18 protein-coding genes and 1 other RNA gene are annotated in these 21,748 nt (G+C 61.8%); 7 read left to right on the top strand and 12 right to left on the bottom strand.

From position 1 onward, the window contains the following. Positions 1-418: 418 nt before the first annotated feature. Positions 419-598, bottom strand: coding sequence for a class I lanthipeptide (locus EWM57_RS04740; RefSeq protein WP_129919986.1), 180 nt, complete (start codon positions 596-598; stop codon positions 419-421). A gap of 225 nt (positions 599-823) precedes the next feature. Here EWM57_RS04740 and EWM57_RS04735 point away from each other — a divergent pair, with 225 nt between their 5' ends. Further along, positions 824-3,331 carry an erythromycin esterase family protein gene (locus EWM57_RS04735; protein WP_165370414.1) on the top strand — a complete coding sequence of 836 codons (2,508 nt, stop codon included), beginning with the start codon at positions 824-826 and terminating at the stop codon, positions 3,329-3,331. On the opposite strand, the gene EWM57_RS04730 is transcribed toward EWM57_RS04735, so the two are convergent. The 3 genes from EWM57_RS04730 to EWM57_RS04720 form a co-directional block, all read right to left on the bottom strand. Further along, positions 3,328-4,983, bottom strand: coding sequence for an amidohydrolase (locus EWM57_RS04730; protein WP_129919984.1), 1,656 nt, complete (start codon positions 4,981-4,983; stop codon positions 3,328-3,330). The genes EWM57_RS04735 and EWM57_RS04730 overlap by 4 nt on opposite strands. Positions 4,984-5,024: 41 nt before the next feature. Continuing rightward, positions 5,025-5,456 (bottom strand): hypothetical protein, encoded by a 432-nt coding sequence (locus EWM57_RS04725; protein WP_129919983.1) that lies wholly within the window; start codon positions 5,454-5,456, stop codon positions 5,025-5,027. A 127-nt stretch (positions 5,457-5,583) separates the two neighbouring features. Beyond that, complete coding sequence (locus EWM57_RS04720; RefSeq protein WP_129919982.1) at positions 5,584-6,357, bottom strand: AMP nucleosidase; 774 nt, start codon at positions 6,355-6,357, stop codon at positions 5,584-5,586. Between the two features lie 137 nt (positions 6,358-6,494). Here EWM57_RS04720 and EWM57_RS04715 point away from each other — a divergent pair, with 137 nt between their 5' ends. The 3 genes from EWM57_RS04715 (at position 6,495) to EWM57_RS04705 (ending at position 9,294) form a co-directional block, all read left to right on the top strand. Next, entirely contained in the window at positions 6,495-6,956 is a 462-nt protein-coding gene (locus EWM57_RS04715; RefSeq protein ID WP_129919981.1) for a type I restriction enzyme HsdR N-terminal domain-containing protein, read from the top strand. 105 nt (positions 6,957-7,061) lie between these two features. Further along, complete coding sequence (locus EWM57_RS04710; RefSeq protein ID WP_129919980.1) at positions 7,062-8,918, top strand: PAS domain-containing sensor histidine kinase; 1,857 nt, start codon at positions 7,062-7,064, stop codon at positions 8,916-8,918. Continuing rightward, positions 8,899-9,294, top strand: a complete 396-nt coding sequence (locus EWM57_RS04705; RefSeq protein ID WP_165370413.1) for a response regulator — start codon at positions 8,899-8,901, stop codon at positions 9,292-9,294. Before EWM57_RS04710 ends, EWM57_RS04705 begins: the two co-directional genes overlap by 20 nt. Positions 9,295-9,309: 15 nt before the next feature. Here EWM57_RS04705 and EWM57_RS04700 read toward each other — a convergent pair whose 3' ends face one another. From EWM57_RS04700 to EWM57_RS04685, 4 genes are all read right to left on the bottom strand, one after another. Next, the gene (locus EWM57_RS04700; RefSeq protein ID WP_129919978.1) at positions 9,310-11,193 is read right to left on the bottom strand and encodes an LTA synthase family protein; all 1,884 of its coding nucleotides are present in this window, start codon (positions 11,191-11,193) and stop codon (positions 9,310-9,312) included. 13 nt (positions 11,194-11,206) lie between these two features. Beyond that, the gene (locus tag EWM57_RS04695; RefSeq protein ID WP_129919977.1) at positions 11,207-11,812 is read right to left on the bottom strand and encodes an SMI1/KNR4 family protein; all 606 of its coding nucleotides are present in this window, start codon (positions 11,810-11,812) and stop codon (positions 11,207-11,209) included. Positions 11,813-11,983: 171 nt separating this feature from the next. Beyond that, positions 11,984-13,114 carry an alanine dehydrogenase gene (gene ald, locus EWM57_RS04690; RefSeq protein WP_129919976.1) on the bottom strand — a complete coding sequence of 377 codons (1,131 nt, stop codon included), beginning with the start codon at positions 13,112-13,114 and terminating at the stop codon, positions 11,984-11,986. A 209-nt stretch (positions 13,115-13,323) separates the two neighbouring features. Further along, entirely contained in the window at positions 13,324-14,106 is a 783-nt protein-coding gene (locus EWM57_RS04685) for a DUF1573 domain-containing protein (protein WP_129919975.1), read from the bottom strand. A 210-nt stretch (positions 14,107-14,316) separates the two neighbouring features. On the opposite strand from EWM57_RS04685, the gene EWM57_RS04680 reads away from it, so the two are divergent. Beyond that, positions 14,317-16,734, top strand: a complete 2,418-nt coding sequence (locus EWM57_RS04680; RefSeq protein WP_129919974.1) for an alpha-ketoacid dehydrogenase subunit alpha/beta — start codon at positions 14,317-14,319, stop codon at positions 16,732-16,734. A gap of 69 nt (positions 16,735-16,803) precedes the next feature. Here the strand turns inward: EWM57_RS04680 and EWM57_RS04675 are convergent, their stop codons facing one another. Then, a complete protein-coding gene (locus tag EWM57_RS04675; protein ID WP_129919973.1) occupies positions 16,804-17,370 on the bottom strand; it encodes a hypothetical protein in 567 nt (188 codons plus the stop codon). Between the two features lie 121 nt (positions 17,371-17,491). Here EWM57_RS04675 and EWM57_RS04670 point away from each other — a divergent pair, with 121 nt between their 5' ends. Both EWM57_RS04670 and EWM57_RS04665 read left to right on the top strand, forming a co-directional pair. Further along, positions 17,492-18,493, top strand: coding sequence for an acyl-CoA synthetase family protein (locus EWM57_RS04670; RefSeq protein ID WP_129919972.1), 1,002 nt, complete (start codon positions 17,492-17,494; stop codon positions 18,491-18,493). 24 nt (positions 18,494-18,517) lie between these two features. After that, positions 18,518-18,841, top strand: a complete 324-nt coding sequence (locus tag EWM57_RS04665; RefSeq protein ID WP_129919971.1) for an Imm32 family immunity protein — start codon at positions 18,518-18,520, stop codon at positions 18,839-18,841. Between the two features lie 239 nt (positions 18,842-19,080). Here the strand turns inward: EWM57_RS04665 and EWM57_RS04660 are convergent, their stop codons facing one another. The 3 genes from EWM57_RS04660 to EWM57_RS21890 all read right to left on the bottom strand — a co-directional run bounded on the left by EWM57_RS04660 (position 19,081) and on the right by EWM57_RS21890 (position 21,737). Continuing rightward, the gene (locus tag EWM57_RS04660) at positions 19,081-20,238 is read right to left on the bottom strand and encodes a sigma-54-dependent transcriptional regulator (RefSeq protein ID WP_129919970.1); all 1,158 of its coding nucleotides are present in this window, start codon (positions 20,236-20,238) and stop codon (positions 19,081-19,083) included. Positions 20,239-20,624: 386 nt separating this feature from the next. Further along, an RNA gene (gene rnpB / locus EWM57_RS04655) (RNase P RNA component class A) lies at positions 20,625-21,100 on the bottom strand. Positions 21,101-21,149: 49 nt separating this feature from the next. Beyond that, complete coding sequence (locus tag EWM57_RS21890; RefSeq protein WP_394345393.1) at positions 21,150-21,737, bottom strand: DUF6642 family protein; 588 nt, start codon at positions 21,735-21,737, stop codon at positions 21,150-21,152. Positions 21,738-21,748: the final 11 nt, after the last annotated feature.

The raw sequence follows: 21,748 nt of genomic DNA, 5'->3' as shown, positions 1-21,748 counted from the left end.
TGCTTCTGGTCGAGCGAGGCCAGCGTCTGCTTGTTGAGCGCGAGTTTGGTGGTTACTTTTTTCATAATACTGTAGCTACTTCGGCCCCCCGCCGGTGCACCACTGCACCGACTTCGTCCGAAGTGGCAGCAAGGTAGAAGCACCCTATGCGTACCGCAATAGCTTTTGGCTATAAATGAAAGAATGATTCATAAAATACAACTATTAATAGCTCGTTGCTATAAGTTACGGTAGATTATAAGCTATGTAGCGGCGAAAGGAATATTTGTTGAAATGTGTATGCCGGTGAGGATAATAGAAAGTGGTGCTTAGGAAGTTAGATAGATATTTGTTGCGCTGTTGTTTTATAAAAATGATGGCAAGATTATAAATGGGTTTTAGATCGGCTTTTGAAGTGCATAAAAAAGGTAGGTATAGCTTACTCAAACATGGCAAGGCAATCGGCTCGATTGCCAGCGGTATGATTTTGGGAAACTTTGCAAACATCATCCCAGGATAATGTATAGAAGAATCCGCCCTTAGCTGCGGCCATTTGTTGCTGATCAAGCGTGGCAAGGGTGTGTTTGTTGAGCGTGAGCTTCGTGGTTATTTTTTTCATGTATTCTATATCAACGGCATCCCATCGAAGCGAAGTGCTCTGATTTTGTCCGAAAGCGTAGACAAGATTAGGTGGAGGTATACTCTGATTCAATAGCCTGTTGCTATAAGCTCCAATGTCGGAATTTATTTTGCTTTTCTTTGGCCTGCTTAAGTAAGAAATGAAATTTAAAAGGCAGGAGTCTGTATGTCGGGAGTGCACTTTGTAGGTAGGTGGATGCTTTTTATGGCTGGTTTGTGTGGTGGGCGCGTGGCCTGGGCACAGTCCGTAGCTGCGCCGCCCGCGTGGGCCGTGCAGCCGGTGCGCAGCCTGGACCCGGCCGATGAGGATTTCCGGGACCTGGAGTTTCTGCAGCAGGAAATCGGGGATTCGCGGGTGGTTTTTCTCGGTGAGCCCACCCACGGCGAAGGCAATGTGCTCATCGCCAAGGCCCGGCTGATTCGGTTTTTGCACCAGCGCATGGGCTTCAACACCCTGGCTTTCGAAAGTGACTTCTACGCCCTGCACAAAGCCCAGCAGGTCATCGATGCGGGCCAAGATGTGCGGCAGGCGCTGCAGCAGAGCCTGTTTCCGGTCTGGACGCAGGCGCGCGAGTTTGAGCCCACCATGCGCCTGATTCAGACGCAGAAGCTGCGCGTGGCGGGCTTCGACCCCCAGGTCCGGGCCGGTAGCTACTCCGACAACCTGGTTGATGAGCTGCAGCAATTTGTGGGGCCTACAATTGGCAACGAGAAGCTCTACGACGTGCTGGAGGCCGGAATTTCCTTTATGGCGGAGAGCTACGGCTGGTCGCCGGTGGTTTCCTACCCCGAATACTCCCTGGCCAGCAGTCTGGTCACGGGCCACCTGCGCACCATTGCCCGGCAGGAGCCCAAGCGCCGCGCCGAGGCGGAGTTCTGGGTGCAGTGCCTGGCCAGTCTGCTCGAACAGGGACGCTACTACCGCACGGGCAAGCCCAACACCAAAACCCGCCAAACCTTCACCGCCCAGGACAGCAACCCACGGGACGCCCAAATGGCCGCCAACCTGCTGTTTTACACCCGGCAGCACCCGACGGCCAAAATAATCTGCTGGGGAGCTTCAGCCCACTTTGCCAACCGGCCCGCCGCCCTCGACAACGAAGAGCTGCGGCACTACCAGCCCCTGGCAGGAACTTTCCGCACCCACTACCCGCACCGGGTGTATTCGCTGGCCCTGACGGGAGCCGGAGGATATTACCGCCCGGCGGAACAGCCGGATTCCCTGGCCGTGCCCGCGCCGCCCGCCGGCAGCCTCGAAGCCCGGCTGGCGTCCCAGCCGACGCCTTACAGCTTTATCAACCTGGCGCGGGCGGGCAGCGGCCCCCGCACCACGTCTTACGCCATGACGGAATACGTGCCCGTGAGCGGCGACTGGGCGCAGGTATTCGACGGAATGTTGTTTGTGGGCGCCCTCACGCCTACGCACGAGGTTAAAGCGTCGGCGCCGAGGCCGGCTTCCTACTCCGGTGTGCCAGCGGCGGCCCAAGCTCCTTCGGTTCGACCGGTCCCCACCCCCGTGGAAGGGAGCCCGGTAATGGAGCGTATTGTTGCGGGCAGTGGGTATACCCTGAGCGGAACGGTGGTGGACCCTGCCGGCACCGGCGTGCTGTTTGCCAGCGTGCAACTCGTGGGCACCGGTATCGGCACTGTAGCCAATGCCAAAGGCGTTTTCTCCCTCCAGGTGCCGCCAATGGACAAGAAACTGCTGCTGGCAGTGTCGTGCGTGGGCTACGAGCCAGTGCAGCTGGCCGTAACGGGCAGCCAGCCGGTGGTGGTGCGGCTGCAGCCCGCCACGTACGCGCTGGCGGAGGTGAGAGTGGCGGCGCAGCAGCCTGATGCGCGCCGGATTATGACGCGGGCCGTCGAGCAGATTGGAGCCAACTACGTCCGGCAGAATTACCAAACCAAGGTGTACGGGCGCTCAGTGGCCACCAACCTCGATACCCTGGTGCAGGACGTGGAGCACGTCAGCAGCCTCTACAACGCGGGGGGGTACCAAGACCGCCAGCGCACGGCCTCGATGCTCCAGCAGGTGCAGTGGAACAAGAAAGCCGCCACTGACTTGACCAGCGGCCTTTTTTTGGGAGAATCGACCGGGATTATCAACCAGATGGATGCGTTGAGCGTGAGTCCGCTGTTTGAAAAGAGCAAGCTGAAGCACTTCACGTTTTCCCTGGCCGCGGTTGAGCTTAAGCAGGGCGCGGAGGTATACGTGCTCGACTTTGCCGCCAAGCGCAAAAGCAAAGCCGTGACCGGCATTTCCGGGGTGCGGGAGTTTACGGGCAAAGTTTACATCAACGCCGCCGACTACGCGGTGGTGCAGTGCGAGCTGCGGTGGGTGCGCGACACGGCCGTCTGGAACGCGCACGTGCGCAACTACTTCCCCCGGGGCGGCACCGCGGCCACGGCCTTCCACGTGCTGGACGATGAGCAGTCGATCCGGCAAACCGTCTACTACGACAAGCCAGCGGGGGGCGCCTATTCTATCAGCAGAACGGCCATGTACTGGCAGGAGCGGGGGCGGGACCTCACCAAGCCGGGGCGGGTAGACCTTACGTCGGGCGTGAGCATCTACTTTTACGACCGGACCGAAAACGCACCCCAAGCCATTGTAAACGACCGGACCAACTACGCGGAGATGCTGAATTTTGCCCAGAAACCCCACAATGCGGCTTTCTGGCAGACGTATCAACGTCCGGTAGCGGTGCCTTAGGGGCGGGCGGCAAACACTTTCTCGCCCCCAATCCAGGTTTGCTGGACCTTGGCCCCGCGCAGCTTTTCCTTGGGCGCCTGCAGCAGGTCGGTATCAAGTACCACGAAGTCGGCGGCCATGCCGGGCTGGATACGACCTTTCTGCTTGTCTTCGAAGGCGGCGTGGGCAGCCCAGGTGGTCATGCCGCGCAGGGCGTCGGGGCGGCTGAGGGCATTTTCCATCTGAAAGCCGGGGGTGGGGTAGTTCTTGGCGTCCTGCCGGGCCACGGCCGAGTGAAAGCCAAACAGCGGGTTGATGTCCTCAACCGGGAAGTCGGAGCCCAGGGCCACCTGCCCGTACTGCCGGCGCAGCTCCTGGTAGGCGTAGGCCGTTTTCAGCCGCTCGGCGCCCAGCCGCTCCCCGGCCCAGTACATGTCGGAGGTGGCGTGGGTGGGCTGCACCGAAGGCACGATGCCGAACTGCCCGAACTTGGGCATGTCGGCGGGCGTGACGACCTGGGCGTGTTCAATGCGCCAGCGCCGGTCTTTCTGCCCCTGCAGGGCCTCGCCGTAGATGTTCAGAATAATGCGGTTGGCCGAGTCGCCGATGGCGTGGGTGTTCATCTGGAAGCCCTTGGCGGCAATGTCGTGGGCCAGCTGCCGAAATTCTTGCTCCGTCGAGAGTAAAAAGCCGGTTTCCTTGGGTCGGTCGGCGTAGGGCTGCACTAAGCAAGCCCCGCGGGAGCCCAGGGCGCCGTCGGCGTACACCTTGAAGGAGTTAATCGTGAGCCGGTCGTGGAAAATGGGACCCTGCTTGAAGTAGAAATCCTTGTTGGCCTTGGTTGGGTTGAGCATGGCGTAGAGGCGCAGCTTGAGCTTGCCGGCTTCCTGCAGGGCTTCCATCCGGTCGATGTTGGGCTTGTCGAGGCCGGCGTCGGCGAGGCTGGTCAGGCCCACGGCCCAGCACAGCTGCTGGGCCTGCAGCAGGGCGGCATCGGCTTCTGCCGGCGTGGGCTCCGGAATTTTGGGTCCCACCAAGCGCACGGCATTATCAACCAGCAAGCCGGTCAGCCGGCCTTGGGCATCCCGCGTGATGGTGCCGCCCTGGATGGGCGTGCTGGCCGTGACGCCGGCCAGGTCCAGGGCTTTCTGGTTGACCAGCGCCGCGTGGCCGTCCACGCGGATCAGAAAGACGGGCACGTCGGGAAAGAGCTCATCCAGCTTGGCCTTGGTGGGAAATTGCTTGTCGGCCCAGTCGTTCTGGTCCCAGCCCCGGCCGGTGAGCCAGGCGGCGCGGGGAAATTTCTGCCGGTGCTGCTCCAGCTTCTGCACGACCTCCGCCCACGAAGTAGTACCGACCAGGTTAGCGTCGCGCAGGCCCAGGGCGTAGCGGTAGAAGTGGCAGTGCGCGTCGTAGAAGCCGGGATAAATGAACTGGCCCCGGGCATCGACTTCCTGCTTCGCCTGGTATTTGCTGCGCAGCTCGTCGGCCGTGCCCACGGCCACGAACTTGCCGTCCTGCACGGCAAAGGCCTGGGCGGTGGAGAAAGTGGAGTCGACGGTATAGACCGTGGCGTTGTAGACGAGCAGGTCGACGGGCGGGCGGGAGGCGCTGTGGCAGCCGACAAAGCCGAGCAGCGCCAGCAGGGGCAGGGAGCGGAAAAGGGAAGTCATGCGGCGAAGGTACGCAACGCGCCCGGCTGCCCCCGCATCCTTCAGCTCAGCGCCTGATCCTGGCGCTGGCACTCCCGCAGCCAGGCTTCGGCGTGCTTTTCGTCCGTGAACCGCTCGATGCGGTAGGGGCGGCCGTCGTCGAACGAGAGGGAGGGCATGGCCGCGTCGGCCATCATGCCGGCCAGCTGGTGGGGCTCCATCAGAAAGGCCAGGTAGGTGGTGCGGCCCAGGCGGGGGTGGAGCTGGGGATAAAACTGCTCCAGCATCCAGTACACGTCGGCGGCATCCACGCTGGAGCGGCGGCGCACATCGAGCAGCCAGTAGCGGCACTGCCGCTCGTCGGCCAGGTCCAGCACGGCCGCGTAGCCGCGGTGCAATTCGAAGGGCATCACGGAGCGCCGCCAGCGGCCCACCAGTATCGTGGCCTCGTTGCGGTAGTCCAGGTCGAGGTAAACGGGAGTAGCAGTGCTCATAAGGTGGTCAGGTCGGAAGCCCAATAATAAGCAGGACTTGCGCAAGTCTGCTGCTCCCGGACGCAAAACTGCCCCGGCACCCCCCCAAGAGCGGCACCGGGGCAGCGGTCTGGCGCCGGGTGGCGGCTTACTCGAAGCGCATGTGCTTCACCGATTCGCCGGAGTTCTGGAGCTCAATCAGCGAGTCGATGCCAATCTGCAGGTGCGACGTGACGTAGTCGGACGTTACCTTCTTGTCGCTCTCCGACGTTTTCACGCCTTCGGGCGTCATCGGGTTGTCGCTGACCAGCAGCAGGGCGCCGTGGGGAATCTCGTTGACGAAGCCCACGGTGAAAATCGTGGCCGTTTCCATGTCCACGGCCATGGCCCGGATCTGACGCAGGTAGTCCTTGAAATTCTCGTCGTGCTCCCACACGCGGCGGTTGGTGGTGTATACCGTGCCGGTCCAATAGTCTTTCTCGTGCTTCTTGATCATGCTGCTCACGGCCCGCTGCAAACGGAACGAGGGCAGGGCAGGGATTTCGGCCGGCAGGTAGTCATCGGAGGTACCCTCGCCGCGGATGGCCGCGATGGGCAGAATCAGGTCGCCGAGCTTGGTTTTGTTTTTCAGGCCCCCGCACTTGCCCAAGAACAGGGCCGCCTTGGGCTTGATGGCGCCCAGCAGGTCCATTACCGTGGCCGCCATGGGGGAGCCCATGCCGAAGTTGATGATGGTGATGTTGTTGGCCGTGGCCGTCTGCATGGGCTTGTCGATGCCGCGGATTTCGACGCCGAACTGCTCGGCAAACATGGTCACGTAGTTGATAAAGTTCGTCAGCAGAATGTACTGCCCGAATTCCTTGAGGGGCACGCCGGTGTAGCGGGGCAGCCAGTTTTCGACGATATCGGCTTTGGTCTTCATAAGGGAGTGTTGGTCGTTAGGGGAGAGAGGGAAGAAACGGGGACTATTTCGGATACAAAAAAACCGTCGAACTTATTGGGTACGACGGTGCCGGAGAAAAGCGGTAGCTGGGGCTCCGGGCCGTACCTTTGGAGGTGATGCAAGAGCTGAACCTGCCGCCTTTCAACTACAAAGTTACACAATCGGGGCCAAATCCGCAGATCTGGGATATACTGCGCCGCAAATATATCGTGCTGACCCCCGAGGAGTGGGTCCGCCAGCACGTGGTGCACTACCTGATTGACCACCTGGGCTATCCGAAGGGCCTGCTGAGTCTGGAGCGGGGCCACGCCTACAACCAGCGCCAGAAACGCACCGACCTGTGCGCCTTCGACGCCGCGGGTCGCACCCTGCTGCTGGTGGAGTGCAAGGCGCCCTCGGTGCCCATCACGGCGGCCGTGGCCCACCAGGCCGCCACCTACAACCAAACCATCGGGGCCCCGCTGCTGCTGCTCACCAACGGCCTGCAGCACTACTGCTGGCGCGTGGACTTCGCAGCCCGAACCAACGAGCGGCTCAGCGCCATACCGCCCTACCCGGGGGCCGCGGGCCTTGCCTAGCCCGGCAAGCACGGCGTAGATTAGTGGCTCGGGTTTCCGTTCTTTGCGGCGGCAGGTGCCTGGTTTCCAGGCTGACTCCGGCTTCTCACTTTCACTTCCGCAGCCATGACAACACCAGAGTCAACGTCGGGAAATGCCTTGTTTGAGCACCGCTCCGAGGCCGGGTTTGAAGTGGATGCCACCGGGCAGTTCCGGCGCGTGAGTCCCGGCCTGGCGGCGCTGCTGAGGCAGTCCGCGGAGCAGGTAACGGACACCACCTGGTGGGAGCACCTGGCCGCCGCCGACCGGGAACCGGCCCGGCGGCACCTGGAGCAGGCCCTGGCCGGCCAGCCCGCCACCTTCGAGGCTGGACGGCTGAGCTGGCAGCTGCTGCCCCAACTGACCGCCGATGGCCGAATCGGCGGGGCCTACGGCTTTGCCCGCGTGGCGGAGCCGTCAGCATCGGTTACCCAGGCGCTGATGGAGCGGGAGCGGCACCTGTCCGTTATCTTCGACAGTATTGCCGACGTGACCTTCGTGCTGAACGTGGAAGGCGACGGCCGCTACCGGTTTCTGTTTGCCAATAAGGCGTTTCAGGCCACCACCGGGCTGCCGATGGAGCAGGTGGTGGGCAGCTACGTGCAGGACATTATCCCCGAGCCGTCCCTGAGCTTGGTGCTCACCAAGTACGGCCAGGCCATTACGACCGGGCAGCGGGTGGTGTGGGAGGAAGTGTCGCACTACCCGACCGGCGAGGTGACGGGGCAGGTGAGCGTGACGCCGGTATTTGATGAGGCCGGTCATTGTGGGCAGCTCGTGGGCATTGTGCACGATCTGACCGAACTCAAAAAAGGCGAGGAGGAGCTGCGCGTCAGCAACGAACGGTTTCAGTACGCGCTGAAGGCCACCACCGACGCCCTCTACGACTGGAACGTGGCCCACGACACGCTGTATTGGGGCGAAGGTTTTGAGAGCCTGTTTGGCCACGCCCTCAAGCACAACCCGGCGCCCTTCAGCCACTGGTCGGAGTCGGTGCACCCGGCGGATTATGTGCGCACCGTGCAGGGCCTGCGGCGGGTGGCGTACGAGACAACCCAAACCTTCTGGCAGGAAGAATACCGGTTTCACCGCGCCGACGGCTCCTGGGCCCACGTGTTTGACCGGGGCTACATCCTGCGCGACGAGCAGGGCCGGCCCGTGCGCATGATCGGGGCCATGCAGGACATTACGGCGCGAAAAAAGCTGGAGGAAAAGCAGCACCTGCTGGCCGAGCGCCTGCTCAAGCAAAACTCCGACCTGCAGCAGTGCGCCTACATCATCTCCCACAACCTGCGGGCCCCGCTGGCCAATGCCCTGGGCTTCACCGACCTGCTCAACCGCATCGACAAGGACTCGCAGGTGTTCACGGATTCCCTGAAAAACCTGCACAGCAGCCTGCTGCGCCTCGATGCCGTGCTCACCGACGTCAATACAATTCTGGCCATTCACGACCAGCAGGACGTCGACGATGCCGAGCAGGTGGCCGTGGCCGCGGTGTGGGAGCAGGTGGTGGAGCACTGCGCGCCGGAGCTGCGGGCCGCCGGGGCCGAGGTGGTCAGCCACGTGCCCGCCGCGCTGCGCATCGTGGGCAACCGGGCCTTTTTTCACAGCATTTTCGACAACCTGCTGGCCAACTCCCTCAAGTACCGCGCCGCCGAACGGCCCCTGCGCGTAGAAGTGGAAGCCTCCACCGAGGACTCCGGCACCATTATCCGCTTCCGCGACAATGGTTCGGGCTTCGACCAGGCCCGGGCCGGCGACGACGTATTTCAGCTCTACCGGCGCTTCCACGCCGACCGGCCGGGGCGGGGCATGGGGCTATTTCTGGTCAAGGCGCACACCGAAGCCATGAATGGTCAGGTCAGCGTGCGGAGTGAAGTAAACCAGGGGACCGAATTTATTCTCTACTTTAGGCGACATGGGCATGAAAACCTACCTGATTGATGACGACGACCTCGGGATTTACCTCACCGAGCAGCTGTTGCGCGCCGAAGGGTTTTCCAATGCCATCTGCACCTTCCAGTCGGCCCGCGAGGCCCTGGAAACGCTGGTCAAGGAAAAGGAAAACGCCGCCGTGCCCGAGGTCGTGTTTCTGGACCTGAACATGCCCATGATGAACGGCTGGCAGTTTCTGGATGCCCTGGCGCCCTACGAGCAGGAGCTGCTGGGCCGCTGCCACATCTACATTCTCACCTCCTCGCTGGCCCTGTCCGACCTGGAAAAATCCCGGGAGTATGACCTGGTAGCCGGGCTGATTCACAAGCCCATCGACAGCGAGGAAATCCGGGCCATCCACTCCCAGCTCCAGGACGAGCACTAGGCCCGGCCGCGGCGGCTACTTGTAAAAAGCGTTGTTGAGCAGGCCGTCGGTGAAGAGCTGGGCCGCGGCCTTGAGCTCGTTGCCGTACTGCTGCACTTTCTGCGGGTCGGGGTTGTCGAGCGGCGTGGCCGGCAGGAAGTGGGTCTGATACGGATACAGCCGGACTTTGTCGTCGGTGGTCAGCTCGGTCACGAAGTCGCGGTGGACCAGAAACAGGGAGCTGCCACTCAGGAAAAAGGCCCGGCCGGTGGTGCCGGCGTCGAACACGGAGTAACCGAAGGGCAGCAGCTGCCGGTCGGCGGGCACGCCCAGATAGTCCACTATCGTGGCCGGCACGTCGGCCTGCTGGGTGATGCGGTGCACGTCGGCGGGCGGCAGGGCGCGGCCGGGGTGAAACAGCAGCAGGGGCGTTTTGTAGCTGCCCAGCGTGTTCTGGTAACCGGGCCGGTCGGTCTGGGAAGTGTGGTCGGCCAGAATGATAAACAGCGTGTGCTTGTACCAAGGCTGGCGGGCGGCAGTTTTAAAAAACTGCCGCAGAGCGAAGTCGGTGTAGCCGATAACGCCGTGGATGGGCAGCGTGCCCGTCGGAAAACGGCCCTCGTACTGGGCCGGCACCTGGAAGGGCTCGTGGGAAGTCAGGGTGAAAAGCGTGGAAAAGAAGGGTTGCTTCTGCTTGCTGAGCTCGTGGGCGAAATACTGCAGGTAGGGCTCGTCGGCAATGCCCCAGTGCCCATCGAAGTCGGGGCTTTTCTCCGCGCCGGGGTACTCGTTGAGGCCGTAGTACTGCTGCACGCCGGCAATGCCGCTGAAGGTGTTGAAGCCCATCGTGCCATTTTGGGCGCCGTGAAATACCGAGGTGGCGTAACCCTGCCGGCCTAGCAGCTCCCCGAGGCCGTGCAACTCGTCGGTCTGGAAATTAGAGGTGATAAAGGGGCTTTCGAGCAACGAGGGCAGGCCCGCCAGCACCGCCGGCAGCGCCTCGATGGAGCGGCGGCCGTTGGCGTAGTGCTCCCGGAAAAACAGGCCCTTGGTCGCCAGTGAATCGAAGAACGGGGTGTAGCCCGGCCCGCCGTTTTCGATGCCCGTGTATTCGGAAGCAAAGCTCTCAACCAGCAGCACCACCACATTGTCGCGGGGGGCGCCGGGCCGGGGCGCGGGCGGGCGGGCGGCCACGGCGGCGCGGGCTTCGGCGGCCGTGGCGAAGAATTCGCGCCGTTCCAGGGGCTGGTAGCCCAGGCTTTTGAGAAAGGTAAATGTGCTGTTCAGCGCTACGTGGCCCAGCACCGGCGGGGTCTGCATAAACGCGTGGCCGGTGCGCAAGGGCTTAAGCTGCAGTCCCCCGCGGATGCCGAGCACCGTCAGGCCGGCTACCAGCGCAAATTCGAGCAGCTGCCGGGCCACCGACCGGCGGGGAACCGGCGCAGTCCCGGCTTCGGTACCCAAGGGGTAGAAATACCACAGCAGCCCGAGCAAAAGCAGGAACGGCACGAACAGAAACCAGTACTGCCCGGCCAGTTGCCCGGCCTGGCGCTCAATGTCGGCCGTGATGGTGAACAGCTCGTTGCTGGTGCGCCGGCCAATAAACTTGAAGTACTGGGTGTCAATCAGGTTCAGGGCCAGCCCCGGCGCATTGAGCAGCAGGTACAGGGCCCGCAACAACTTCTGCCAGCCCCGGCCCGCCGCCGGCACGAGCGAAAACAGGATAAACGGGACGTTCAGCAGCAGCAGCGCTGCCGCGTCGAAGCGGCCCCCGTGCCAGAAAGCCAGCAGCACCTGCCCCGCCGTGGCTTCGCGAAAAGCGGCGTAGTTGGTCAGGTAAAAACCCAGGCGCAGCAGCGCGTACGCGCCCATCAGCAGGGCCAGGCGCCGGAGCAGCAAACGCAGAGCGGGGGAGGGCATGAACGGCAAAAAGCTAACGCGACGCTTTGGGGCTGAAGTGGACGCGCTGCCCGTCGGCCAGTCCCTTGATCTGGGCGTACAGGTCGCCGAGGTAGGTAAGGCGCTCCAGGACCGGCAACGGCTTGAGCTGGCGTGCTTCGGTTGTCGACTGGATGCACACGGGCGGGTAGATGCTCAGCAGTTGGCCGGGCTCGAGCTTGCCGCCCAGCTGCTGGAAGCGGCGCAGAGGCTCCATACCCAGCGCGTCGAGCGGAAACTTCTCAACCCCGAACAAAAAGTGCTTGAAGTCCACCTCGAGGTCGGCAATTTCACCGGTTTCAGTGTCCAGAAACAGCACGGCGTCGCCGCGGAGCAGAAACTGGTTGCCCACGCAGTCCTGGGCGAAGGGAATGTCGGTGGGCTGCACCGATTCGTAGAGCTTCCAGAAGGCGAATTCTCCGTTCCAGGCGGCGCCGAGGCTGTGCCAGGCCGGGGTGGGGCAGCAGCCCCGGATGTGAAGCCCGCCGAAGTAAGCCACCACGCCGTTTTGGGCCCGCAGAAAATCCTGCAGGTAGGCGGGCAGCAGGGCGAAGGTCTGGGCGTCGGCAATGGGCCGACCCGTGAAAATAATACCCTTCAAATCAACTGGTAATTAAGGAGGTAGGAACTGGGAACTGACTTTTCCGGCGAAGGGCAGGCAAGTCGTCGGGAGCCGGCGGCGAAACAGGGTGAAATCTAAAGTAAAAAATTGAGCGTTCCGACGGCTCTACGGCCCTCAGAACGCCCAATTTCTACTTCTCAGGGGGCGAGTCTAGTTGACTTCAGCGCCTTCCAGCACGGTGCTCACGTCGACCAGCGGCAGGTTCCAGGCTTCGGCAACGCCCTGGTACACGACTTCTCCGCTGACCACGTTCAGGCCCAGGCGCAGGGCGGCGTCCTGCTGGCAGGCTTTCTGCCAGCCCAGGTTGGCCAGCTTCACGGCGTAGGGCAGCGTGGCGTTGGTCAGGGCCAGGGTGCTGGTGTAGGGGACGGCGCCCGGCATGTTGGCCACGCAGTAGTGCACGATGTCGTCGATGATGAAGGTCGGGTCTTCGTGGGTCGTGGGCTTGCAGGTTTCGATGCAGCCGCCCTGATCCACGGCCACGTCGACCAGCACGGTGCCGGCCTTCATGGTCTTGAGCATGTCGCGGGTGATGAGGTGGGGAGCCTTGGCGCCCGGAATCAGCACGGCGCCGATGATCAGGTCGGCCGTTTTGATGGCCGCGCGGATGTTGTACTCGTTCGAGTATTGCGTCACCACGTTCTTCGGCATGAAGTCGTCGAGCTCGCGCAGACGGTTCAGGTTGATGTCCATCACGGTCACCTGGGCACCGAGGCCGGCAGCAATTTTGGCCGCCTGAGTGCCCACGATGCCGGCGCCCAGCACCAGCACTTCGGCGGGCTTCACGCCGGGTACGCCGCCGAGCAGAATGCCGCGGCCCTTCAGGGGTTTCTCCAAGTACTTGGCGCCTTCTTGGGGAGCCATGCGGCCGGCCACTTCGCTCATGGGAATGAGCAGGGGCAGGGCGCGCGAGGGCAGCTCCACGGTTTCGTAGGCCAGGCAGATGGCCTTGCGCTCAATCATGGCGTGGGTGAGCTCCTCGCCGCTGGCGAAGTGGAAGTAGGTGAACAGCAGCTGGCCTTCCTTGATGAGCGGGTACTCCGAAGCAATGGGCTCCTTCACCTTCACAATCATTTCCGCCTTGGCGTACACGTCCTCGATGGTGGGCAGCACGGTGGCACCGGCCTGCTCGTATTCGGCGTCCTGGAAGCCGCTGCCCAGACCAGCCGTGGCCTGTACGTACAGCTCGTGGCCGTGCTTGCGGAGTTCAGCCACCCCGGCGGGGGTCAAACCTACGCGGTTTTCGTTGTTTTTGATTTCTTTTGGAACACCAATAATCATGGCAGAAACTAAAGGAGTGAGGTGGGAGATACTAGGCGGAAAACGGCCGCAAAGATAGGCAATGCCGCTGGTTTTACCCGCGGCCCGAGCCGTACGTAATTCGGGGGTGGAGCCGCAAGGTCGGCCGCCAATAAGCCCCAAGCCCCGACACGGACGAGTGGCGGGGCTTGGGTGAGAGTAGGTAGGGCGCAGCCGCGCCCGAGCAGGGCTTACTTAAACGGCACGGCTACGCCGCTTTCCTTCATCATGCTCGTCCCGTTCAGGTCGCGCACCACGTTGGCTTTGAGCGTGAGCTTGGCGTCGCCGGTCAGGTCGTTGGAGCTGATAATCACCGCGTCCGACATCTGCCCGATCTGGCGCTGCCCGTAGATCAGCTCGATGGTGCCGCTCTGCCCGGGCTTGATGGGCGCGGGCGTGTTCTTGTAGCCCACGCAGTTGCAGGCCGAGGAAAGCTGCTCCAGCACCAGGTCCTGCTTGCCGGTGTTTTTCACCGTGAAGCGGGCCACCGGCTGCTGCCCGGATTCCATCTTGCCGAAGTCGTGGCTGGTGCGGTCCAGGGTCAGGCGCGGCGACAAAGCCAGCTGAGCCGGGGTGAGCGTGGCTTTCACTTCGGCCTTGTTGAGCACGTTGCCCTTGATGCTGAGCACGGTGCTGGGCGTGGCCGCGTTGCTGGTCACGGTCACGGTTTTGTTGAATACGCCGGGGCGGCCGGCGCTGCTGTACATGGCCTTTACCATGCCGTACTTGCCGGGCAGCACGGGCGTCTTGGTCCAGTCGGGGGTGGTGCAGCCGCAGCTGGCCTGCACGTTGGCAATGAGGATGGGCTGGGTGCCGGTGTTCTTGAACTTGAACTCGTGGGTGGCCATGGTGCCCTCGGCCACGTTGCCGAAGTCGAAGTTGTCTTTCTCAAACGTCATCACGCCCTGGGCCCGGGCGCCCAGGTGAGCCACTAGCAGCACGAGGCCCAGCAGCAGAGAGGCAAGGTTTTTCATACGAGTCAAACGACGGTAGTAGTAGGGTAGCGCGCGGCCAACCAGGGCCCGCCCTTCAAAGATAGACAAAAACCCGCCTGATTCGTACCAGCCCCCGGATGGGCGTTTCGTTGAGTGTCGCAGCCAAATCCGTACTTTTGTGCGCCTGCTTTCCGAGCCGGCCCGTTGTCTGAGTCCTTTCCGCCGATAAAATCCCCGCCCATTCGTCTTATGCCCACTGCTGAACCTCTCGTAGCCGCTGCCGCTGCCCTTAGCAAAGAAGATCTGCTCCACGACTACCGCCTGGGCTGGGAAAGCCGGCAGGCCTCGCTCGCGGGGCGCAAGGAAGTATTCATGGGCAAGGCCAAGTTCGGCATCTTCGGCGACGGCAAGGAACTGCCCCAGCTGGCCATGGCCCGCGCCTTCCAGCCCGGCGACTTCCGCTCCGGCTACTACCGCGACCAGACCTTCATGGTGGCCGCCGGGGAGCTGACCTGGCAGCAGTACTTTGCCCAGCTCTACGCCCACCCCGACGCCGAGGCCGAGCCCGCCACCGCCGGCCGCGCCATGAACGGCCACTTCGCCACCCGCCTGCTCGACGAGGATGGCAACTTCAAAAACTTGGCGGAACTGAAAAACTCCTCCGCCGACGTCTCGCCGACGGCGGCCCAGATGCCGCGCCTGGTGGGCCTGGCGTACGCTTCCAAGCTGTACCGCCAAAACCCCGAGCTGCACGAGCTGACCCAGTTCTCGGTCAACGGCAACGAGGTGGCCTTCGGCACCATCGGCAACGCCAGCACCTCCGAGGGCATGTTCTTCGAGGCCATCAATGCCGCCGGCGTGCTGCAGATTCCGATGCTGGTCAGCGTCTGGGACGACCACTACGGCATTTCGGTGCCCGCCGAGTACCAGACCACCAAGCAGAGCATCAGCGAAATCCTGGCCGGCTTCCAGCGCAACGCGCCGGGCGAGCAGGGCTTCGAGATTTTTGTCGTAAAGGGCTGGGACTACGCCGCCCTGGTCGACACCTACCTGCGCGCCGCCGAGGTGTGCCGCCGCGAGCACGTGCCGGTGCTGATTCACGTCACGGAAGTCACCCAACCCCAGGGCCACTCCACCTCCGGCTCCCACGAGCGCTACAAGAGCAAGGACCGCCTGGGCTGGGAAGAGGAGCACGACTGCCTGCGCAAGATGCGCGAGTGGCTGCTGGCCGAGGGCCACGCCTCGGAAGACGAGCTCACGCAGATTGAAAACGACGCCAAGGATGTTGTGAAAAAGGCCCGCGTGGCCGCCTGGGACGCTTTCTTCAATCCCATCAAGCAGGAGCGCGACGAAGCCTTGGCGTTGCTCGATAAACTCGTCGCCGAAACGGGGGAAGAAAACAGCCTGCACGACATGGTAGAGCAGCTGCGCCACAACCCCACGCCCATCCGCGCCGACATTGTGCGGACCGTGCGCCGGGCCCTGCGCCTGGTACGCGCCAACCGCCGCAGCGCCGCCCGCCAGGACCTGAAAGACCATTTGGAACAGCTACTGGCCGAAAATGCCGACCGCTACAACTCCTACCTCTACAGCCAGAGTGAGCAGGCCGCTCTCAACATCGAGGAAGTAAAGGCGGAGTTCACTGCCGACTCGCCCACCGTGGACGGCCGCGAGGTGCTGCAGGCCTGCTTCGAGGCCAACTTCCGCCGCGACCCGGCCATCTTCGCCATCGGCGAGGACGTGGGCAAAATCGGCGACGTGAACCAGGCCTTTGCCGGCCTGCAGGACAAGTTCGGCGAGCTGCGCGTGACCGATACCGGCATCCGGGAGTGCACCATCATCGGCCAGGGCATCGGCGCCGCTCTGCGCGGTCTGCGGCCCATCACCGAAATCCAGTACCTCGACTACCTACTCTACGCCATTCAGATTCTGAGCGACGACGTGGCCTGCCTGCAGTACCGCACCAAGGGCGGGCAGAAGGCCCCGTTGATTGTGCGCACCCGCGGGCACCGGCTCGAGGGCGTATGGCACTCCGGCTCGCCCATCGGCATGATTCTGAGCAGCATCCGCGGCATGCACGTGCTCGTGCCCCGCGACATGACCCAGGCCGCCGGCTTCTACAACACGCTGCTGCGCTCCGACGAGCCGGCGCTGGTGATTGAGTGCCTGAACGGCTACCGCCTCAAGGAGCGCATTCCGCAGAACGTGGGTGAGTTCACGGTACCGCTGGGCGTGCCCGAAACCCTGCAGAAAGGCACCGACATCACCATCGTGACCTACGGCTCGATGTGCCGGATTGTGATGGACGCCGCCAAACAGCTGGCCGAAGTGGGTATTTCGGCCGAGGTAATCGACGTGCAGAGCCTGCTGCCCTTCGACGTCGACCACATCATTGCCGACAGCCTGCGCAAAACCAACCGCGTACTCTTCGCCGACGAGGACGTACCCGGCGGTGCCACGGCTTACATGCTCCAGCAGGTGCTCGACGAGCAGCAGGCTTACCGGTTCCTGGACTCCCAGCCCCGCTGCCTGGCCGCCCAGCCCCACCGCCCGCCCTACGGCTCCGATGGCGACTACTTCAGCAAACCCAACGCCGAGGACGTGTTCGACGCCGTGTACGAGCTCATGAGCGAAGCCGAGCCCAAGCGCTTCCCGTCCATCTATTAGCCAACGACAGCCATAAGAAAAGCCCGGCGGGAATTCCGGCCGGGCTTTTTTTATGAGTAGGGGAGTGGGTTACTGCACCCGGTAAGTGGACGTGACCACCTTGTTGCTTTCGTGCAGGGCCCGGTCCATGATGCTGACCTCGAAGCGGATGGTTTCCCCGGACTTAATCGGGGTATTCGTGTCAATCTTAATCTTGGTGGTGAAGTTCAGGTCGCCTTTCAGCGGGGCCGCTTTGCCGCCCTGCGGGTCGAGGGGCGGGAAAGTGGAATCGTAGGGAAACCGGGGGTCCACGAGCGGCACGGGGTCGAAGCCGCCCTGGCTGTTTTGCCGGTAGATGGTAATGAAATAGTTGTAGTAGTTGCGGTTGAGCGTGCCGTCGGCCAGCTTGTAGGAGTAGGGGCCGCCGTCGACCTTGTCCGACTCGTTCAGCCCCAGGTCGCCTTCGCCATCCTTGAAGCTGACGGTTACCACCACGTTGTCGACGGGCGTGATGTTGGGGTTTGGGTCCACGATGCGGGTTACCTTCAGCTCCTTAAACTCGATGCTCGGCGTGCTCGGAAAATCGGGCGGGCTGATGCAGGAGCTGACGGCCACGGCCGAAAGCCCAAGCAGTGAACGTAGTAGAGTACGAAACATGGTCATAGCAAGCAGAAAAACGGGTCGACAACAACGGCCAAATCCGGCGCTGGAAGGTACAACTTCTCAACGAAGTGCCGCTGGGTTTGTTATATCACTTCGCTAACCCCGCCGCCCCCGAATGAGTTTCCGCGCCACCTACCTCAACGCCTTTCCCGCCGTCAGCAACGCCACTTTCGACGAGCTGACGCTCCAGCTGTTCCGGCACCAGGCCGCGCACTGCCCGCCCTACCGGCAGTGGCTGGAGGCCCTGGGCCGCTGCCCCGAGGCCGTGCAGCGCCTGGAGGACATTCCGTTTCTGCCCATCGAGTTTTTCAAAACCCACGAGGTGCGCACCGAGCCCGAAAGCTGGGAGCCGCGGGAGCTGTTTCTGAGCAGCGGCACCACCCTGCAGCAGCGCAGCCGCCACCTCGTGCGCGACCCGCAGCTGTACCGCCGCAACGCCGCCCGCATTTTCGAGAGCCTCTACGGTCCGCTCACCGGCTACACGTTTCTGGCCCTGCTGCCCTCGTACCTGGAGCAGGGCAACTCGTCCCTGGTGGCTATGGTCGACCATTTCGCCCAGGAGTCCGGGCAGCAGCAGCCCGCGTTTTTCCTGCGCGACCACGCCGCCTTGCTCCAAGCCCTGGCCGAAGCTAAGCAGGAGCCGGGCCGGCAGGTAATGCTCATCGGCGTCTCGTACGCCCTGCTCGATCTGGCGGCGGAATACGGTCCCGCGCCCGAGCTGCAAAACCTGACGGTGCTCGAAACCGGGGGCATGAAGGGCCGCCGCCGCGAGATGATTCGGGAAGAGCTGCACGCCGAGCTGCAGCAGGCGTTTGGCCCCGCCGGCATTCATTCCGAGTACGGCATGACCGAGCTGCTGAGCCAGGCCTACAGCCGCGGCGACGGCCGCTTCCACTGCCCGGCCCCGCTGCGCGTATTGCTGCGCGACCCCGCCGACCCGTTTTCGGTGGCCCGCTACCGCCCCGACGGCGCCATCAACGTCATCGACCTGGCCAACGTGGACTCCTGTGCCTTCCTCGAAACCAAGGACCTGGCCCGCATGCACGAGGATGGCTCATTTGAAGTACTGGGCCGCATGGATAATTCCGACGTGCGCGGGTGCAATCAGATGGTATAGTTAACTCGCTACTCAGGAATAGCAATGAAATACAAGCAGATAAAAGGGCGCGAGATAAAAGGGGTTCTAGATGTATTCGTTGCTCATAACGACGAAGACGGAGAAAAGGGGAGCGAAATATTAATTCACGGAAACCCTGAAGGGCTGAAATCCCTTGCTAAGCTTCTATTGGAAATTGCGGAGCTTGATCAGGAAAAGGTGGCTGATGACGACCTGCCCATTGGGGCAAGGGAGCATTATTGCCTGCGGCCGGGAATCGAGTTGTCAAAAAGCTCCGACCACGTCATTGTGGGCAGGCTTGACGCGAAGGGAACCAGGGCCTTTTACGATAGGTACGTTTCAAGCTAGCCACTACGCCGCATGGACAACTCCGACGTGCGCGGCTGCAATCAGATGGCGTAGCAATAGATATGCTGTATGACCTGAAAACTACGTCTGTCATCCTGAGCAAAGCGAAGGACCTTATCACATCTGAATGATAATCGTACAAACGACTCGTTCAGGTGTGACAAGGTCCTTTATTCCGCTGCGCTCCATTCAGGATGACAGGCGAGGTGTTACGGCGGAGTGATGTGGCGGCAGAGCCCCTACTTCCCCGCGTAGGCTTTGGCGTCGGCTTCGGTGATGGTGTCCTCGCTCATGATGATGAGGCGTTCCACCACGTTGCGCAACTCGCGGATGTTGCCGCGCCAGTCCAGGCTTTTGAGGTAGTCCAGGGCCTTGGCGTCGATGGTTTTGGGCTTGTCGCCGTAGTCGCGGGCAATGTCAGCCAGGAAGCGCTGCACCAGGTCGGGAATGTCGTCGCGCCGGTCGTTGAGGGCGGGCACCTTGATCAGGATGACCGAAAGGCGGTGGTAGAGGTCCTCGCGGAAGTTGCGCTCGGCAATTTCCTGCTGCAAATCCTTGTTGGTGGCGGCAATGACGCGCACGTTCACCGAAATTTCCTTCTCGCCGCCTACCCGGGTGATTTTGCTTTCCTGCAATGCCCGCAGCACCTTGGCCTGGGCCGAGAGGCTCATGTCGCCAATTTCGTCCAGAAACAGCGTGCCGCCGTCGGCCTGCTCAAACTTGCCGATGCGCTGCTTCACGGCCGAGGTGAACGAGCCCTTCTCGTGCCCGAACAGCTCACTCTCAATCAGCTCCGAGGGACTGGCGGCGCAGTTAACTTCAATCATCGGCCCGTTGTTGCGGTTGCTGAGCTCGTGCAGCTGGCGCGCGACCATCTCCTTGCCCGCCCCGTTGGGGCCGGTGATAAGCACGCGGGCGTCGGTGGGGGCCACCTTGGCAATCTGCTTGCGCACCTGCTCGAGCTCAGCCGAGGCCCCGATCATCTCGGAGCTTTTGGCAATCTTCTTTTTGAGGGTCTTGGTTTCGGTCACCAGCTTGGTGCGGTCCAGGGCGTTGCGCACGGTCACGAGCAGGCGGTTCAGGTCCGGCGGCTTCTGGATAAAGTCGAACGCGCCCTTCTTGGTGGCATCCACGGCCGTTTCGATGTTGCCGTGGGCCGATACCATGATAAAGGCCGAGTCGGGGGAGGCCAGCTGAGCGCGCTCGAGCACCTCGAGGCCGTCCATCTTGGGCATCTTGATGTCGCAGAGCACTACGTCGTACTTGTTCTTGATCATCAGGTCGAGGCCCGAGGGGCCGTCCTCGGCCTGGTCGACGGTGTAGCTTTCGTACTCGAGAATCTCCTTCAGCGTGTTGCGGATGGCTTTTTCGTCGTCGATTATGAGAATGCGGGGCATAGATGCGGGAAAGACGGAATGGGGATGGCGAAGTAACGAAAACGCGCCGACAATAGATGTGCGCCGGGTAGTTGTACCCGGGCTGCCGCGAATGTGGGAATGCCGGGGGGAACTCCCACGAGCACTCCCGCGAATGTGGAAGCGTCGGTAGGAGTTCCCCCCGGCCTTCCCACGAATGATGTAGTGCCGGTAGAAAGTCCCCCCGACCTTCCCGCGAATGTGGGAGAGCCGGGGGACTTCCTACGTGTCTTCCCGCGAATGTGGGAGAGCTGGGGGGACTTGTTGCGGGCACTTCCACAATTGCGGGAAGGCTCGGAGGCCGCGGGTCGGCCACTCCCGAACGCCAATCAGCCGCCCCAGCCCGAAAGCTGCGGCGGCTGCCAAAGACGGGTGATGAGTCTGTAAGCCGGGTTTTGTACGCTGCCCCAAGGGGCCGCGCCTCCACCATTTATCTAGGCCAGTCCTCGCGGAAAGGCTCCATCAACCTACCCACGGATGCCGGACGAGCCGCCCGGTGCCGGTGGTTGCCCACCGGCGTACCCGCTTATTTGGTCTTTCAACCCCTGAGGTTTACCCAGCCGGCGTGGTCACCCAGCCGCTGGTGCGCTCTTACCGCACCTTTTCACCCTTACCTGGCAGTTAGTTGTCAGTTTTTAGTTCTCCGTTGTCAGTGCGTTAGAACAAACTAACAACCAACAACGGACAACTGACAACTATACCGCCGGGCGGTTATTTTCTGTGGCACTGGCTGTCTGAGCCTTGCGGCCCATCCTTCCCGTTAGGAAGCAGGGTGCTCTGCGTTGCCCGGACTTTCCTCGTCGCCGGCTTAAAGCCCCGGCGCCGCGGTGGAGCGACTCATCACGGGGTAAAGGTAGGCTAGTTTGCAGGTTATAGCAGCCCGTCTTTCTAAATCAAACATTGAAATTAGAATTAAACTCCATTCTAAACCCTAGTTCACGACTAAACGAACCATAGTGCTGCTTCATAGCTTGTCTTATTTTTTCTACCGATGTAGTATCCTGACATAATTGAAAATAGAGTAGGTCAAGCACAGTGCTCTTTAGAAAATCTATCTGGGTTGTATAACCGGATACCGCTATTGCACCAGTCCTTATAAGAAAGTCGTTCAGATGATTCTTGCGAACATCTAGCGTTTCACAGCTGCCAAAGTGCACGATTTTCCGATTGAGTTTTCCAGCTAATGCATCGGCAAGTTCAGATAGACTGATATCCCTTCCATCAAAACGAGTACAAGACTGTATGCCATGCGTAGCAAAGTATATTATACCAAAGCTCTTATATTCAGCCTTGCAGAATTCCGATACTATGCGCACGGCTTCAACCAACGTTGAGCACTTGCGGTGTTCATAAAGGACGTCCTCGTTGTCTCTAAGTAAGTCCAATGCGCCTTTTATACTAGCCGTGTTCCTAAAATTATCTTCATCCCAGTGCCCCTCAATGCAGCATATGTTTTTTCTCTTTTGAGTTGTTCTAAGCATCTTTTTCGCTT

The organism is Hymenobacter persicinus, assembly GCF_004167665.1.
Lineage (GTDB): Bacteria > Bacteroidota > Bacteroidia > Cytophagales > Hymenobacteraceae > Hymenobacter > Hymenobacter persicinus.
The sequence above is the reverse complement of the archived record's forward strand: the minus strand, read 5'-3'. Positions and strand labels throughout refer to the sequence as shown.

Coding starts and splice junctions, on each gene's coding strand:
- EWM57_RS04680 (WP_129919974.1), top strand. CDS start 14,317: ATGCCCACTGCTGAACCTCTCGTAGCCGCTGCCGCTGCCCTTAGCAAA.
- EWM57_RS04710 (WP_129919980.1), top strand. CDS start 7,062: ATGACAACACCAGAGTCAACGTCGGGAAATGCCTTGTTTGAGCACCGC.
- EWM57_RS04670 (WP_129919972.1), top strand. CDS start 17,492: ATGAGTTTCCGCGCCACCTACCTCAACGCCTTTCCCGCCGTCAGCAAC.
- EWM57_RS04685 (WP_129919975.1), bottom strand. CDS start 14,106: ATGAAAAACCTTGCCTCTCTGCTGCTGGGCCTCGTGCTGCTAGTGGCT.
- ald (WP_129919976.1), bottom strand. CDS start 13,114: ATGATTATTGGTGTTCCAAAAGAAATCAAAAACAACGAAAACCGCGTA.
- EWM57_RS04740 (WP_129919986.1), bottom strand. CDS start 598: ATGAAAAAAATAACCACGAAGCTCACGCTCAACAAACACACCCTTGCC.
- EWM57_RS04675 (WP_129919973.1), bottom strand. CDS start 17,370: ATGTTTCGTACTCTACTACGTTCACTGCTTGGGCTTTCGGCCGTGGCC.
- EWM57_RS04730 (WP_129919984.1), bottom strand. CDS start 4,983: ATGACTTCCCTTTTCCGCTCCCTGCCCCTGCTGGCGCTGCTCGGCTTT.
- EWM57_RS04665 (WP_129919971.1), top strand. CDS start 18,518: ATGAAATACAAGCAGATAAAAGGGCGCGAGATAAAAGGGGTTCTAGAT.
- EWM57_RS04700 (WP_129919978.1), bottom strand. CDS start 11,193: ATGCCCTCCCCCGCTCTGCGTTTGCTGCTCCGGCGCCTGGCCCTGCTG.
- EWM57_RS04705 (WP_165370413.1), top strand. CDS start 8,899: ATGAAAACCTACCTGATTGATGACGACGACCTCGGGATTTACCTCACC.
- EWM57_RS04735 (WP_165370414.1), top strand. CDS start 824: ATGGCTGGTTTGTGTGGTGGGCGCGTGGCCTGGGCACAGTCCGTAGCT.
- EWM57_RS04720 (WP_129919982.1), bottom strand. CDS start 6,357: ATGAAGACCAAAGCCGATATCGTCGAAAACTGGCTGCCCCGCTACACC.
- EWM57_RS04725 (WP_129919983.1), bottom strand. CDS start 5,456: ATGAGCACTGCTACTCCCGTTTACCTCGACCTGGACTACCGCAACGAG.
- EWM57_RS04715 (WP_129919981.1), top strand. CDS start 6,495: ATGCAAGAGCTGAACCTGCCGCCTTTCAACTACAAAGTTACACAATCG.
- EWM57_RS21890 (WP_394345393.1), bottom strand. CDS start 21,737: ATGCTTAGAACAACTCAAAAGAGAAAAAACATATGCTGCATTGAGGGG.
- EWM57_RS04660 (WP_129919970.1), bottom strand. CDS start 20,238: ATGCCCCGCATTCTCATAATCGACGACGAAAAAGCCATCCGCAACACG.